A 14,172-nucleotide genomic window follows, 5' to 3' on the forward strand; every position below is an offset into this window, starting at 1 on the left:
AGCCCTTCTGATGGAGATCTCAGAAGAGTGGCAGATCGGTAAGCACTATTGCGTTGGCAAGTCATTCGATTGTTAAAGAACGATGGATATTTCTGACTCGAATTTACAGAAAAAAGGTTGCACTATCTTGACATGCTAGCACAAAAACATATGTTCGTCAAACTACACGCTTCTTGAACTTCACTCTAAAATGCGATCGAAAATAGAAGCCCAGCTCCCTTTTATTCCTAAAAGGCTTTCTGTTTTTATTCAAAGTACTTCGTTAATAGTGTTCGGATAGCCTCTGTTATCGCTTTTCGAGTCATGGGATCTTTAATTTTTGCGATATCCCGGGCCACTTCAATGGCTTCTGCGGGAAGATTTTCCTCGCTTGAAATCTCTACATCAAAAACTTTCATAGTGGGCCAGCCAGCCAACTTTAGAAAGTCATTTGGACTGATTCCAAAATGGTCGGCGAGAAGGATGCAGGTAACAATATTAGGGCGCTGACCGGCTAGTAAACGTCGTAAAGCCTGGTGATCAAGTCCAGACTTAAGCGCGGCTTCGCGTAGTGACTCATTACGTTCCTTCAATAAATTCATTAGAAGCGTTGTAAGCGCTTTTGGATCAAACTCTGATTTCATTGCACTGCGCTTTGCTTTTGCAAATGGTGTTTCCATATCATCTCCATTCCGGATTAGTGCTAATATTGCATTGACGCTTGACTCGTTGCCGGATAAATGCTATTATATCACTGATCCTTGAACGACGATAAAGGTATCACCCCAAATATCTTATTTCTTTTGGAGGCAGAATGCAGCAGGTCAGCAACAACTCAGAGCCAAAACTAACGCGGCTGTTGACCATCGAGGAAGTGGCGGAGCTAACCAAAGTATCAGCTTCGCATTTATATTCTTTGATTAATGAAGGGGCTTTACCTGCAGTTTCATTTGGTCGGGCGAAACGCATTCGGCCCGAAGATTTGGAGGAATTTATCCGTACCAATTTATCTGCATAACCAGAGAAAGGGAGACATTATCTTTGCTGCACCCATTGGAGAAAATCTTCTCTAGCAGCCCGATCCCCGATACTGAAGTAGATCCACTTCAGTTTGGCGAGCTGCTCAGGAGAATTCGCGAATGGGGTTAGCAGGGCTGTCAAGGCTTGGTCATCCTGTTCATCCAGATCAAGCCAGCCGGCCAAGCCATACGCATGTACTCTTGGAATTCCCAGGAAATCGGCAATAGCATTACATACCCCCGCATCCGGAGCTTTTTCTCCATTCATCAAGTGGGAAAGATGTGAAGCGCCAATATTCATTTGACTTGATGCTTTACGAATGGAAATTCCACTCTCTTCTAGATGCTTTTTTAGCAGCAGCATCAGCGGAGCAGATTTTACAGGAGAAGGTTTTCGACTGATATGCGGCATGGCTTGACACTCTTATCAGATCAAAATATACTCGTATATGTGTTTATTTGGACACATGTCAAAGACTCAAAATCCAAACAAGGACAAACATGACAGACCAACCAAAGAACTCAAGGCGTGGCAACAATGAAGGCTCCATTCGCGAAAGAAAGGATCGGGGCAACTGGGAAGCTCAGATTAGTGTTGGAGGGAAGCGCGTAACAAAGACGTTTGAAACACGCACAGCTGCATTGAAATGGGTTCGCGATATGCAAAATCAGGTTGAGGCTGGCTTGACAAGTGATGGCAGTCGACTGACCATTATAGAAGGGCTCGACAAATGGCTGGAGAACGGAAAAGATTCCTGGCAGCCGAAAACATATGCGAGATACAGTGAAGTTGTTCGGCTGCATATCCTACCTTACGTCAAACCCCGCCAGAAGGTGCTTGATTTTCGTCCTGAGCATGTTGATGTTATCCTGAATGCCGCGAAAGAGAAAAAGCTCGGAGCCCGGACCCAAAAATACACTTTGTCTACGCTGCACAAGTTCTTTGCTTATCTGATCGCGAGAAGAATCATTACCAATAATCCTGCAAAAGCCGGGTTTAAGATTGTATATGAACCAGAAAAAAGGCCAACATGGACCAAGGATCAAACTCACGTTTTTTTGCGCATCGCAGAAGGAAGTTGGCACGAACATCTCTACTACCTGGCGCTTGTAACCGGTATGAGGGAGGGCGAGCTGCTAGGTCTGTTATGGTCTGATGTCGGTTTGGAAGAGGCCAACGGATATATATCAATTAGCCACCAACTCCAATGGCTGGACCATCCCAAAGAAGGAGAGCCAAGATTTATCTTCAAAACGCCTAAAACAGACAAGAGCAAACGGCTAATCCCAATCGGACCAGAAACAGTAAAAAGATTGAAACAACAGCGACAGAAGGTAACCATGCAAAAGATGATCAACGCGGAAAAGTGGCAAGAACATGACCTGGTGTTTCCAAACCTGGTGGGCAATCCAATCGATCCCAATAACATGATCAAGGACTTCCGCAAACTGACTGAGAAAGCTGGTTTAACCAAAATTCGCTTCCATGACATCCGGCATACCTGCGCAACCCTTTTGCTTCTGGCCAATGTTCATCCAAAGATCGTAAGCGAGCGCTTAGGCCACAAAGACATTCGCATCACGCTCGAGACCTATTCTCATGTGATTCCTTCCATGCAAGGGGAGGCAACGCAAATTATTGAGGGATTGGTTGCGGGTGATCCTGGTCTTACGCCTGTTACTCCCCCTAAGCCCGTAGAACGGCCGTCATCCAAGGTTTTTGACCTTTAGCACAATTGCAGGCAAATTGCAGGCAGCATCGAAAAATCCATGAAAAATCATCCTGAAATTCGCCTGTTTCTAGCATATGTGAGGGCCGGATCTCTCCGAACCCCCACATATTCTGGCGCCCCCGGCGGGACTCGAACCCACAACCTACTGATTCGAAGTCAGGTGCTCTGTCCATTGAGCTACGAGGGCCTGCCCCCCATTATAACCCATAATTCAGCGCCGGACCCATCTTTGCCATGCCCGATAGGCCGCATAGCCCAGCGCCGCCCCCACCGAATCCACCACCAGATCGTACAGCGAGGCCGCCCCAAAGGGATGACCCCGGCTGATCATCTGCAAAATTTCCTGCACCAGCCCCACCCCCAACGCCAGGCCAATGGTCAGCGCCAAAGCCGGCCCCCGTCCTGCGCGGCCCCGCGCCCAATTGAACCCGAAGCCCAGCAGCGAGAACAAAATGATGTGCGCCGCCACATGCACCCATTCCGCGTAAAACACATCGTTAAACAGGCGCCGCAGCACTGGCGAAAAGCTGAACACCCAACCCATCGGCGTGGCGATAAACAGCACCAAAGCCCCCACCAGCACCCATCCAGTTTTCTTCAAATCCCATTTCGGTCGCATCGCAGCCTCAAATCCTTTCAGGCCATGATTGTAACTTAAATGGAGCAAGGCGGTCAAATATCCACCGCCCTGCTCTAAAGACTTGTCTAAGCTTTGCCGACCAGCGCACGCAGGAACAATTTCACATTGAAAGTCTGGCCCGAAAGCAGCGTCTGCGTGCGGAAAAGCCCCCCCACCCAGCGCACCGCCAGCACCGCGCTCACGATCACCAGCCCCAGGGACAGCCCCCCCTGCCACAACGGCACCTCCGTGGCGGCCATGCGCGCCATCATCGCCACCGGCGCCGTCAGCGGGAACAGGCTCAGCCCCACCGACAAGGCCCCATCCGGGTTCTGCGAAAGCGCCCCAATCATCATCAGCGGGATAATCATGGGCACCATCACCAAAAAGGTCACCTGCGACGCCTCGCGCAGATTGGGCGCCAGCGCCCCCGCCCCAGCCATAAAGCTGGCGTACAGCGCATACCCGCTCACAAAGAACAGTCCCCCCCACACCAGCAGCACCGGCGAAATCTGAAATTCCGCCGGGATCACTGCCTTGCCCGCCAGGCGCGTGAAAGCGAACCCAATCCCGCTCCACACCAGGGTCTGAAACAGCCCCACCAGCCCCAAAGCCAGAATCTTCCCGGTCATCATCGCCTGCGGGCTGACCGAAGTCATCAGGATTTCCATCACATAATTTTCTTTTTCGGTCGAAATGCTGTTCAACATCAAGCTGGCCGAGCTAAAAATGACTGCATAGAATAACATCGCCACCATGTAGGGCAGAAGGAAGGTCATGACGTTGTCCGCGTCGCGCTGCGGAGCCTCGCTCAGAGTCTGCACCTCCAGCTCCATCGGGTTTTCCAGGCGGGCAGCCAGGGTCTCATCCTGAATCAACCCCGCGTTCAAAGCCGTTTCCAGCCGGTGAACGTTCCTGCCCTGCTCCAACGGGTTCGGTGAGCTGGTCACATAGGTCGCCTTGCCGCTGCTCAGGTAATCCGGTGGGATCACATAAAAAGCTTCAATCTCTCCCGCGTCCAGGGCAGCGCGGGCCGCAGCTTCGCTGTCATAGCGGATCAAATCCTCCTGCGCATCCTCTGGCAAGGCTCCCATCAGCCCGCTGTCGTCCACCACCCCCTCCGGCAGCGCCTCTTTTGCGGGCATCACCAGCTCCGCCAATGGATTTTCATTCGCCGCCGGATCTTCGGCCGAAGATACGTTGATGACCCAAAAGACCACGCCCACGATCAGCGGCATCAGCACCAGGCTGATGAAAAACGAGCGCCGCATCACCGTTTGGCGAATTTCTTGTCGAAACACCAGACCCATCTTGCTCATACCCTCACCTCGCCGACCGCTGGGGGGTCAAAGCTTCGCGCAAAACCTCTTTCAAGGTTAGCGCCTTGCCGTAGCGCAGCATCCCCAATCGGAAAATCCGTCCCGCCAGCCACAAAGCCCCCACCGCGCTCAGCGTCAACAGGCTAATAGATGTCACCGTCTGCCACAGCGGCACATTCCCAAAAGCCGATCGCATCGGCAGCGTCACTGGCGCCGTCAGGGGAAAGAGCGTAAACGCCACCGCCAAAGGGCTGTCGGGGCTGCGCATCAGTGGGGTCATAAACCAATACGGCATCACCAAAGGCAGGGTCAAAAAGCCCGCCACAGACTGCGCCTCTTTCGGCTCAGTCGCGGTCGCGCCCACCGTAGCCATCAACGCCGCCACCAGCACAAACGCCGGAGGCAGGATCAGCAGCGTCACCAGGATGAAAGACCCGTCCAGTGAAAAGCCCAGGATCTCCGGCATGGCCGCCTGTAGCAGCAAAAACCCAATCCACGGGATCCCAAACCAAATCACCATTTGCAGCAGCCCCACGCTCAAATTGCCGATGATCTTACCCACCATCAGCTGCGTCGGCGAAACCGAAGTGATCACAATCTCCATCGTGCGGTTGGCTTTTTCTTCCACCACCGCCTGCAGCAAATAACCGCCGCTGGTGTTAATCACCACCACAAACAGGATGCCCACCAGCAGGGGCACAATCACCTGCCCCACCTGCTGCGCCACCGGCACCTGGTTGGAACCCACCGTCTCCACTTCCAGGCGCATGCCCTCGGTCACGCGCTCCGCCACATCCTTCGGCAGGCTCGCTGCCAGGTTAGCGCGCAGATAATCATCCAGGCTGCCTTCCACGTTGTCATTCAGCCGGCGCTCTACCACCGCCCGCACCTCGCCGGTTTCAAAATAGTCCTGCGGGATGACAAAGTAGGCCTGAAGCTCACCCGCATCCAGGGCCTGCCGGGCCGATTCTTCGCTCTCAAAAATTTGAAGCGGCACCTCATAGATCGAAAAGGCCCCATCCCCTGCCGTTAGCGCCGGGTCCAACCGCCCCGAAAGGTCCACCACCCCTGCCGGGGTGCGGTCAAACTGTACCACCGCCGCCAGCGCCGAAACTCCGCCAAAAGCCAGGATCATCAGCGGCAAGCTGATCAGAATCCACAGGAAGCGTTTCCGCATCACGTGGTGCAAAAATTCATAGCGGGCTACACGCCAGATCCTATCCATCCAGCTCCCCCTGTCCCTGCACCACCTGGATGAAGATCTCATCCAGCGTCGGCATGGCAATTTCAAACTGCTCCAGGGCCACCCCGCGCTGCACCAAATCGCGCAGCACATCCTGCGGGGTAGCGCTGGCCGTCAGCCGCAGGCGGTATTCGCCGTTCAGCCGTTCCGCGCTGCTCACCCCGACCACATCCGCGGGCAAACCGCCCACCGGCCGCACAATCAGCTCCGGCTGCGCGTACTGCCGCCGGATCTCGTCCAGCCGCCCATACAGCATGGTCTTGCCGCGGTTGATCAGCACCAATCGGTCGCACAGCTCTTCCACCTGGTGCATCTGGTGCGTGCACATCACAATCGTCACGCCCTTGGCACGCGCCTCGCGCAGAATATCCTTCACCATCTGCGTGTTCACCGGGTCCAGCGCGCTGAAAGGCTCATCAATGATCACCAGCTCCGGCTCATGCGCCAGAGTCACAATCAACTGGGCCTTCTGCTGCATACCTTTGCTGAGTTCTTTAATTTTCTTTTTGCGGTGCGCGATCAGGTCGAAGCGTTCCATATATTCTTCCACCCGCGTCTTGGCCACGCTGCGCGTCAGCCCCTTCAGGGTACATAAATACACCAGCGCCCGCTCCAACTGCACATCCTGGTACAAACCGCGCTCTTCCGGCAAATAGCCAATCCGCTCTTTCTTGGCCTCGCTCATCGGCCCGCCCAAAATGCTCACCGAGCCGCTGTCCGGCTTAAAAATATCCAGCATAATGCGAATAGAGGTCGTCTTACCGGCCCCGTTCGGTCCCAACAGACCAAACAGCTCGCCCTTTTCCACCTCAAAAGACACGCCGTCCACCGCGCGCTGCTTGCCAAACGATTTGGTAATTTGTTCCACAATAATGCTCGCCATACGCAATCCTCCCAGATTCTTCATCCATTATAAAGGCGTTTCCCCTGCTTGCCACCCGCCTACAGGCCAGGTTGCCTCCGTCTGCAGATGGATTCCCCCGCCCGCGCAGAAGCCGCCGCATCAAAAGAGCCGCACCTCCCTCAGAAAGGGCGTGCGGCTCTGTGCTAAAAAACTCGTATCCGCTTAAGCTGGTTTTTTCTCGGTGATCCCGGCCATCAACAAACCGATACTTTCTTTGGTCGCCTCGGCCGCCGGAACCACAGCCAAAATCTTGCCGCGGTACATCACCGCGATCCGATCCGAGAGCTGCAAGACCTCATCCAGTTCGGTGGAAACCAACAGCACCGCCACCCCTTCGTCTCTCCGCTTGATGATCTGCCCGTGGATATACTCAATCGAACCCACATCCAGACCGCGGGTCGGCTGCGAAGCGATCAGCAGCTTAATCGGGCGTGAAAGCTCGCGTGCCACAATCACCTTCTGTTGGTTGCCGCCCGAAAGCGTGCCCACATGCGTCATCGCACTAGGTGTGCGGATGTCAAACTGCTCAATACGCTGGTTCGCGTTCTCCAGCGCCCGATCCCAATGCACCACCAGGCCCTGAGAAAAAGGCGGCAGGTAATAGGTGTTTAACACCAGGTTATCCATCACTGGGAAAGGCAGCACCAAACCGTCTTTCTGGCGGTCTTCGGGAATATGCGCCGACCCCAATTCTGTGATGCGCCGCGGCGAAGCGTTCGCCACCTCTTGCCCGTCCAGGCGGATACTGCCGCCGGATACACGCGCCAAACCCGTCAGCGCCCGCACCAGCTCGGTCTGGCCGTTGCCCTGCACCCCGGCGATGCCCAAAATTTCACCCGCCTGCACTGTCAAGGAGACGTCATCCACCGCGACTGTCCCCAGGTTATCCAATACGCGCAGGTTTGAAACCTCCAGCACCGTTTCTTTCGGCTGGGCGGCGGCCTTGTCCACCGTCAGGCTCACCTCGCGGCCCACCATCAGGTTAGCCAGCTCGGCTTCGCTGATCTCAGAAGGCGTTGTACTGCCCACCACCTTGCCGCCCCGCATCACCGTGATGCGGTCAGCCACTTCCAACACCTCTTTCAGCTTGTGGGTGATGAAAACGATGGAAACGCCGCGGTTCGTCAGGTCGTGCATAATCTTGAACAGATCTTCCACTTCCTGCGGGGTCAGCACAGCCGTGGGTTCATCCAAAATCAAAATTTCGGCCTTGCGGTACAGCGCCTTTACAATCTCCACACGCTGCTGCACCCCCACCGACAGGTCATGCACGTACGCGTTCGGGTCCAGTTCCATGCCCAAATCGCGTGAAAGTTCCCGCACACGCTCGGCCACCACTTTTTCATCCAAAGCCAGGCCGCGCACGCTTTCCATACCCAACATGATGTTTTCGGCCACGGTGAACACCGGAATGAGCATGAAATGCTGATGCACCATGCCGATCCCGTGTTCAATCGCATCTCGCGGCGAAGACATGCTGATCGCCTGACCGTTCACGCGAATTTCGCCGCCGTCCGGTTTGTATAAACCGTACAACACATTCATCAGGGTAGATTTCCCTGCCCCATTTTCGCCCAGCAGAACGTGAATTTCGCCCTTTTTCAGATCGAAGCTCACATCATCATTGGCTAATACGCCAGGGAACTGCTTGCGAATGCCATGTGCTTCCAGCACGATACTCATCCTGTTCGCTCCTCTCTGGCGATTACTTCTCGTACGGCGTGCCGTCTGCCGCGGGGGCCACGGTCTTGCCAATCACACCGGTCAGGATCACCATCGTCAAGATGTAAGGAACCATCCCGACCACATACGAATATTGCAGGAAAGCCCACTCCGGTGGAATCACCGCACGGAATTGCTGCAAATTGATCTGGAAAGCCTGCGCCGCGCCAAACACCAGCGCCGCTGCCCAGGCCCCAAAAGGTGTCCAGTTGCCGAAGATCATCGCCGCCAGCGAGATAAACCCGCGGCCGTTGGTCATCAGCGGTTCAAAAGAGGGCACCGATTCAATCGTGAAATACGCCCCGGCCAGACCCGCCAGCATACCGCCGATGATCACGTTCCAGTAGCGCATCTTGTACACATTGATACCGATCGTATCCGCCGCGCGCGGGTGCTCGCCCACAGCCCGCGTGCGCAAACCCCAGCGGGTGCGGAACAGGACAAAATTGGCCACAATCACCAACACAATGGCCGCCACCGCGATCGGCTGCTGTTCAAAGACCTTGCCCACCACCGGGATGTCCACCAGGAAGGGGATGCTGATGCGCGGCAAAACACCCGGCGCATGCGGAATTTGCCCGCCAAAAATGCTGTTCTTTTCAAAGAACAACTGCCGGTTCAAAAAGCCGGTGATGCCAATCGCCAGGATGTTAATCACCGTCCCGCCGATCACCTGATCCACCTTCAGCGAAACCGACAGCCAGGCGTGCAGCAAACCCAGCAGGCCGCCAATGATGATCGCTACCAGCACGCCGAAAAGCAAACTGGCCAGCGGGGGCACGCTCCAAATGGTGTTCAGGAAAACCGCGCCAAACCAGCCAAAGAAGGCCGAAGTCAGCATCATGCCTTCAATACCGATGTTCACCACCCCAGCGCGCTCGCAGAACACCCCCGAAAGCGCCCCCAGAGTCAGCGGTGTCGCCACCGAAATGGTGGTCGCCAGCAAACTCACCAGCAGCACCAAGGGCGAAATCTGTGCCGAGCCGATCAAGATCACAATCAGGTACAGCAGGATGATAATGGCGGCGATAAAGTAAAAACGTCGTTTATTCATCTGCATCCCTCCGCTACTTGCCCCAGCCGCGCGTCAGCGAGAAGCGCTCATCGCGCGAGCGGATGCGGTAGATATAGCGCACGACCGTATCGGCCGCCACAAACAATAAGATCAGCGCCTGGATGACCGAAATCACATCCACCGGAATCTGGGTCAGGAACTGCATCCGCGTGGCGCCGTTGCGCATGGCCGCGAACAGCAGTGAAGCCAATACCACCCCGGCAGGATGGTTTTTGCCCAGCAGGGCGATGGCAATGGCGTCAAACCCATACCCCACCGCAAAGCCCAGCTCATGCCGATAATTCAGCGCGGTCACTTCAATTGCCCCGGCCATCCCGGCCAGAATGCCAGAGAAGAGCATGGTAACGATAATGGTGCGTTTCACGTTCACACCCGCATAACGCGCCGCATCCAAATTCGCGCCGGTGGTGCGGATTTCAAACCCCAACGTCGTCTTCCACAACAGCCACCACACCAAGACGGCCATACCGATCGCCAGAATAAAGCCCCAATGGAAGCGAAATTCAGGGAATACGGGTGGAAGGTGCGCGCTTTCCACAATCAGGGGGGTGCGAGCGACCACATTCATCGGATTCGGGTCTTTCATCGGCCCGTTCAACAAAAAGCTGGTCAGGTTCAGGGCGATGTAGTTCATCATAATGGTATTAATGACTTCATGGCCGCCCGTATAGGCCTTCAAGAAACCCGGAATGGCCGCCCAGATACCGCCAGCCAACATGCCCCCGCCCACCGCCAAGATCACATGCAGCACCGCGGGAATATCCGCTCCCAACATACCCGGCAGCGCATACCCAATCCATGCCGCCGCCACCGCGCCAAATGCCAACTGGCCTTCAGCGCCGATATTGAACAGCCCTCCCTTAAAGCCAACCGCAACCGCCAGCCCCGCAAAAATGTACGGCGAGGCCCACACCGTGGTCTCACTCAACGCATTTAAAGAACCAAAGGCCCCTTCAAAAAGGCCTGCATAGGCTGCAAAGGGATTTCCGCCAGCCGCGGCGATGATCAACCCTCCTACGACCATAGAGGTTAACACTGCCAACAGCGGAACCAGCCCTGTGTTTACGAGCTGCGGAGGAAGCTTGAAGGACCGGGTCTTCTTGGGGCCTTGCTCTTCGCTCATAAGATGCTCCCAAATATCTTTCGGATGATTTCAGAAAAAGGGGAAAGAGGGATAGTTCCCTCTTTCCCCGGGGGTACTAACAGAACAGATTACTGCGGTTTCGTCGGCGGAACGTTGGTCTGCAGCGTGCCGTCGGCCAGAGCTTTGGCGATCTCTTCCATCTTGGCCTTAACTTCGGCCGGAACCTGGCTGTCCACATCGTGGAACGGAGCATAACCAGCCTTGCCCATGTAATTGCCGCCAGGGAACTTGCCGTCTTTGGCCAGTTTGATCAGGTCAAAGGTGCCGGGGGTCAAGAGTTTCATCGCGCTGGAGAGCAGCACTTTCTGCGCTTCAGGAACGGTGAAGTACTGGTCGGTATCCACGCCGATGGCGTAAACGCCCTTTTCCGCCGCGCCCAAGAGCGCGCCGTTACCCGTCTTGCCGCCCGCACCGAAGACAATGTCCACACCCTTGTCGATCATGGAGATCGCGGTGGTCTTGCCCCATTCGGGATCGGAGAAGGTCTTGTCGAAGCCAACATCATTGTGGTACACAACGTTGATCTCAACATCGGGCTTAATATACAGCGCGCCCGCGCGATAGCCTTCACCAAAGCGCCAAACCGGAGGAACCGCATCGGTGCCCAACACAGCGCCGAGCTTGCCGGTTTTGGTCATCTGGGCCGCCAGCGCACCCACCAGGAAGCCAGCGTGATCTTCGGGGAAGTTCAGGCCAGCCAGGTTCGCGATGGTTTCGCCCTGGAACTGATCCACGCCGATGAACTTAACTTCGGGGTACTTCTGGGCCGCCGCGATGGTGGCCTCACCCAGGGCAAAGCCCACGGTGACGATCACATCGTACTTGGCTTCCGCGAAGGTGGAGATGTTCTTGTCATAATCCTTCGAGTCAGTCGTTTCGATGTATTGAACAACAGCGCCCAAATCTTTCTCGGCCTGTTTCACACCTTCCCAGGTAGACTGGTTGAAGGACTTGTCGTCAATCTTACCGACGTCCGTCACCAAACCCACACAGAAGGTTTCGGCTTTGCTGCAATCCGGCTTGGTATCGCCAGACGCGGCCGGCTGGCAGGCAGTTAATGCCATCGAAGCCAGCAAAACAACAGCCAACAACAGAGACAGCTTTTTGGACATACGTTTCTCTCCTCTTGATTCGGATAACATGGGTTATCTCCGCAGGGGGGCGGTGAACATACGGCTCCCCCGGGTGTACACAGTATACCTTTTAGTGAAACTTATCGCAAGGTCGTCAGACATAGAAATCTCTAGGATCAATGTCACTCTCTTACGAAGCTGTTTGCTTTTTGGCCTCGCCCCGCCGCACAAAACTCATAAACACAAAAGCGGCAAAGAAGAAAATCGGGCTGATCAGCATCACCAAATCATAGCGGTTGCCAAATAGCTGCACCATCACCCCATAGGTGATGGGTCCCAAAATGGCCGCCAGGGTGGAGAAGAAATAATACAGCCCTGTGTAGGTGCCAATGTGGTCATCGTCCGTCATATCCACCACCATCGGCAGCGAGTTGATGTTAATCAGCGACCAGGCCACCCCCAGACCCATCATAATCGCCCCCACCACCGGCACATTCCCCAGCACCGGCAGCTTGGTCAGGCTGATCACCAGGGTTTCCACCGGCAGCAGGTACATGGCCGCCACACCGATGGTCATTAAAGCCACGCCGGCCATAATCGTGCGCTTGCGGCCAATCGCCGCGCCCAAATAGCCGGAGGGGATGGCAAAGAGCACAAACGGCAGCGAAAGCTGCCCCAGCAGGCGTGCCGCATCCGAGGCCGTCATGTTCAGATGATTCTGGCCGTACAAGGTGAAGAAAGCCTCAATGCCGTTGTAGGCGATGAACCAGAAAAAGATCGCCAGCAAAATCATCAGCGCGCTTTTTTCTTTGCTGGTAAAAACTATCGCCAGGTTTTTCAAAATATCCCGCAGGGCGCTTTTGCTGCCCCCGTCCCCTTTTTTCGCTTCCGGCTGTTCAGCACCGCTTTCGATCTTTGGCTCACGGATGAACAGGAACACCAAAACCGCTCCCACCAACACCAGTCCTGCCCCCAAATAAAAGGGGTATGCCGGGTTCATGTCGTATAGGCTGGCCCCGCCCAAAAAAGCGATGATTGCCCCCAACCCACCCATCAGATTGATGATGCCGTTGGCCTGCGAACGGTACGGCGAAGGGGTGATATCCGGCATGAGCGCCACCACCGGCGTGCGCCAGACCGCCATGCTCAGCAGCAGCAAAACCGCCGCCAGGAAGAACAGCCACATGCTGGTGCTGAGGGGCAGCAGAATAAAGGCAACCGCCGCCAGCGGCGCACCCACCAGGATGAAAGGCATGCGCCGCCCAATGCGCGTGCGCAGCCGGTCAGACCAGGCTCCGATCACCGGTTGGATAAACATCGAAGCGATATTATCCAGGGTCATAAACACCCCAATGAATCCCGCAGCCATCAAATACCGGTCGGCCAAGAAAACCGGCACAAAAGCGTTGTATACGCTCCAAATAACGCTGACGCCAAAAAAGCCAAACCCCAGCAGAAAAGTCTTGCTCATGCTGTATTTCATTTCATCCCTCCGAAGATCGAATTAGGAAATGCCTGTTGTAAGAGTGGGTTCGTTGTCGTCTGCGCCGTCCGCCGCCCCCTGTTCGGCCTCCAGGCGCGCCAGCACCTTGCGGTCAGACTCGCTCAAGGTCAGGCGAGCCAGCATATCCGGCCGCCGCCGCCAGGTGCGTTCCAGAGCCTGCGCGCGCCGCCAGCGGGCAATTTCGGCGTGGTTACCCGAAAGCAGCACCTCCGGAACCCCCCACCCTCGGAACTCCGGCGGGCGCGTGTAATGCGGATATTCCAGCAGCCCCGAAGCGTGCGAATCGTCCATCGCCCCGTCGGGGTCGCCCAAAGCCCCCGGGATCAGGCGGGTCAGCGCATCAATCAAAATCAGCGCAGGCAATTCCCCGCCCGTCAGCACGAAATCGCCGATGGAAATTTCGTCCGTCACCAGGTGCTGCCGCACGCGCTCATCAATGCCCTCATACCGCCCGCACAGCAGCGCAATGTGCGCATGCTGCGCCAGCTCAAAGGCCACCTGCTGGGTAAAGACGCGCCCCTGCGGGGTCATCAGAATCACCGGGCAGTCCGGCGGCGAGCCCAAAACCCCCTCCACCGCCGCAAAAATTGGCTGCGGCTTCATCACCATGCCCCCCCCGCCGCCGTAGGGCGCGTCGTCGGTGATATGGTGTTTATCGGTCGTCCAGGCGCGGATATCGTGCAGATTCACCTCCAAAAGGCCGTTCTGCACCGCACGCTGAAGGATACTGGCCTCCAAATACGGCCTGAGCACATCCGGTAGTAAGCTGAAAACGTCAAAGCGCATAGGTTCATTCTATAAGAAGAACCCAAATCCGACAAGCCGCAGCCCAAAGCCC

At 55.8% G+C, this 14,172-nt stretch carries 14 protein-coding genes and 1 tRNA gene; 2 read left to right on the forward strand and 13 right to left on the reverse strand.

Translation table 11 applies throughout. The features are described 5' to 3' along the window. Positions 1-245 precede the first annotated feature (245 nt). Positions 246-659 carry a helix-turn-helix domain-containing protein gene (locus tag ADN01_RS10995; RefSeq protein ID WP_062417758.1) on the reverse strand — a complete coding sequence of 138 codons (414 nt, stop codon included), beginning with the start codon at positions 657-659 and terminating at the stop codon, positions 246-248. Positions 660-793: 134 nt separating this feature from the next. On the opposite strand from ADN01_RS10995, the gene ADN01_RS11000 reads away from it, so the two are divergent. After that, a complete protein-coding gene (locus tag ADN01_RS11000; RefSeq protein ID WP_075071131.1) occupies positions 794-997 on the forward strand; it encodes a helix-turn-helix domain-containing protein in 204 nt (67 codons plus the stop codon). A 17-nt stretch (positions 998-1,014) separates the two neighbouring features. Here ADN01_RS11000 and ADN01_RS11005 read toward each other — a convergent pair whose 3' ends face one another. Beyond that, complete coding sequence (locus tag ADN01_RS11005; RefSeq protein WP_082142708.1) at positions 1,015-1,410, reverse strand: helix-turn-helix domain-containing protein; 396 nt, start codon at positions 1,408-1,410, stop codon at positions 1,015-1,017. A gap of 89 nt (positions 1,411-1,499) precedes the next feature. Here ADN01_RS11005 and ADN01_RS11010 point away from each other — a divergent pair, with 89 nt between their 5' ends. Further along, entirely contained in the window at positions 1,500-2,729 is a 1,230-nt protein-coding gene (locus ADN01_RS11010) for a tyrosine-type recombinase/integrase (RefSeq protein ID WP_082142707.1), read from the forward strand. 113 nt (positions 2,730-2,842) lie between these two features. Here the strand turns inward: ADN01_RS11010 and ADN01_RS11015 are convergent. From ADN01_RS11015 to trmD, 11 genes are all read right to left on the reverse strand, one after another. Next, a tRNA-Arg gene (locus ADN01_RS11015) sits at positions 2,843-2,918 on the reverse strand. Positions 2,919-2,942: 24 nt separating this feature from the next. Beyond that, the gene (locus ADN01_RS11020; protein ID WP_062417755.1) at positions 2,943-3,350 is read right to left on the reverse strand and encodes a VanZ family protein; all 408 of its coding nucleotides are present in this window, start codon (positions 3,348-3,350) and stop codon (positions 2,943-2,945) included. An 86-nt stretch (positions 3,351-3,436) separates the two neighbouring features. Beyond that, positions 3,437-4,669, reverse strand: coding sequence for an ABC transporter permease (locus tag ADN01_RS11025; protein ID WP_062417754.1), 1,233 nt, complete (start codon positions 4,667-4,669; stop codon positions 3,437-3,439). 4 nt (positions 4,670-4,673) lie between these two features. Continuing rightward, positions 4,674-5,894, reverse strand: a complete 1,221-nt coding sequence (locus ADN01_RS11030; RefSeq protein WP_062417753.1) for an ABC transporter permease — start codon at positions 5,892-5,894, stop codon at positions 4,674-4,676. After that, complete coding sequence (locus ADN01_RS11035; protein ID WP_062417752.1) at positions 5,887-6,795, reverse strand: ABC transporter ATP-binding protein; 909 nt, start codon at positions 6,793-6,795, stop codon at positions 5,887-5,889. The genes ADN01_RS11030 and ADN01_RS11035 overlap by 8 nt, the downstream gene beginning before the upstream one ends. Positions 6,796-6,978: 183 nt before the next feature. Next, positions 6,979-8,499, reverse strand: a complete 1,521-nt coding sequence (locus tag ADN01_RS11040) for an ABC transporter ATP-binding protein (protein WP_062417751.1) — start codon at positions 8,497-8,499, stop codon at positions 6,979-6,981. A 22-nt stretch (positions 8,500-8,521) separates the two neighbouring features. Then, the gene (locus tag ADN01_RS11045) at positions 8,522-9,592 is read right to left on the reverse strand and encodes an ABC transporter permease (protein ID WP_062417750.1); all 1,071 of its coding nucleotides are present in this window, start codon (positions 9,590-9,592) and stop codon (positions 8,522-8,524) included. A gap of 13 nt (positions 9,593-9,605) precedes the next feature. After that, complete coding sequence (locus ADN01_RS11050) at positions 9,606-10,736, reverse strand: ABC transporter permease (protein ID WP_062417749.1); 1,131 nt, start codon at positions 10,734-10,736, stop codon at positions 9,606-9,608. Between the two features lie 89 nt (positions 10,737-10,825). After that, on the reverse strand, positions 10,826-11,869 hold the full coding sequence (locus ADN01_RS11055) for a BMP family ABC transporter substrate-binding protein (RefSeq protein WP_062417748.1): 1,044 nt from the start codon (positions 11,867-11,869) through the stop codon (positions 10,826-10,828). Between the two features lie 151 nt (positions 11,870-12,020). Beyond that, on the reverse strand, positions 12,021-13,301 hold the full coding sequence (locus tag ADN01_RS11060) for an SLC45 family MFS transporter (protein WP_160318416.1): 1,281 nt from the start codon (positions 13,299-13,301) through the stop codon (positions 12,021-12,023). Positions 13,302-13,334: 33 nt separating this feature from the next. Next, complete coding sequence (trmD, locus tag ADN01_RS11065) at positions 13,335-14,120, reverse strand: tRNA (guanosine(37)-N1)-methyltransferase TrmD (RefSeq protein ID WP_062417746.1); 786 nt, start codon at positions 14,118-14,120, stop codon at positions 13,335-13,337. Between the last annotated feature and the right edge of the window lie 52 nt (positions 14,121-14,172).

Origin of the sequence: Levilinea saccharolytica, assembly GCF_001306035.1 — a bacterium.
Taxonomy (GTDB): domain Bacteria; phylum Chloroflexota; class Anaerolineae; order Anaerolineales; family Anaerolineaceae; genus Levilinea; species Levilinea saccharolytica.

Bases quoted from the DNA above. Each gene is read 5' to 3' on its own strand.
- ADN01_RS10995 (WP_062417758.1), bottom strand. From the start codon at position 659: ATGGAAACACCATTTGCAAAAGCAAAGCGCAGTGCAATGAAATCAGAG.
- ADN01_RS11000 (WP_075071131.1), top strand. From the start codon at position 794: ATGCAGCAGGTCAGCAACAACTCAGAGCCAAAACTAACGCGGCTGTTG.
- ADN01_RS11005 (WP_082142708.1), bottom strand. From the start codon at position 1,410: ATGCCGCATATCAGTCGAAAACCTTCTCCTGTAAAATCTGCTCCGCTG.
- ADN01_RS11010 (WP_082142707.1), top strand. From the start codon at position 1,500: ATGACAGACCAACCAAAGAACTCAAGGCGTGGCAACAATGAAGGCTCC.
- ADN01_RS11020 (WP_062417755.1), bottom strand. From the start codon at position 3,350: ATGCGACCGAAATGGGATTTGAAGAAAACTGGATGGGTGCTGGTGGGG.
- ADN01_RS11025 (WP_062417754.1), bottom strand. From the start codon at position 4,669: ATGAGCAAGATGGGTCTGGTGTTTCGACAAGAAATTCGCCAAACGGTG.
- ADN01_RS11030 (WP_062417753.1), bottom strand. From the start codon at position 5,894: ATGGATAGGATCTGGCGTGTAGCCCGCTATGAATTTTTGCACCACGTG.
- ADN01_RS11035 (WP_062417752.1), bottom strand. From the start codon at position 6,795: ATGGCGAGCATTATTGTGGAACAAATTACCAAATCGTTTGGCAAGCAG.
- ADN01_RS11040 (WP_062417751.1), bottom strand. From the start codon at position 8,499: ATGAGTATCGTGCTGGAAGCACATGGCATTCGCAAGCAGTTCCCTGGC.
- ADN01_RS11045 (WP_062417750.1), bottom strand. From the start codon at position 9,592: ATGAATAAACGACGTTTTTACTTTATCGCCGCCATTATCATCCTGCTG.
- ADN01_RS11050 (WP_062417749.1), bottom strand. From the start codon at position 10,736: ATGAGCGAAGAGCAAGGCCCCAAGAAGACCCGGTCCTTCAAGCTTCCT.
- ADN01_RS11055 (WP_062417748.1), bottom strand. From the start codon at position 11,869: ATGTCCAAAAAGCTGTCTCTGTTGTTGGCTGTTGTTTTGCTGGCTTCG.
- ADN01_RS11060 (WP_160318416.1), bottom strand. From the start codon at position 13,301: ATGAGCAAGACTTTTCTGCTGGGGTTTGGCTTTTTTGGCGTCAGCGTT.
- trmD (WP_062417746.1), bottom strand. From the start codon at position 14,120: ATGCGCTTTGACGTTTTCAGCTTACTACCGGATGTGCTCAGGCCGTAT.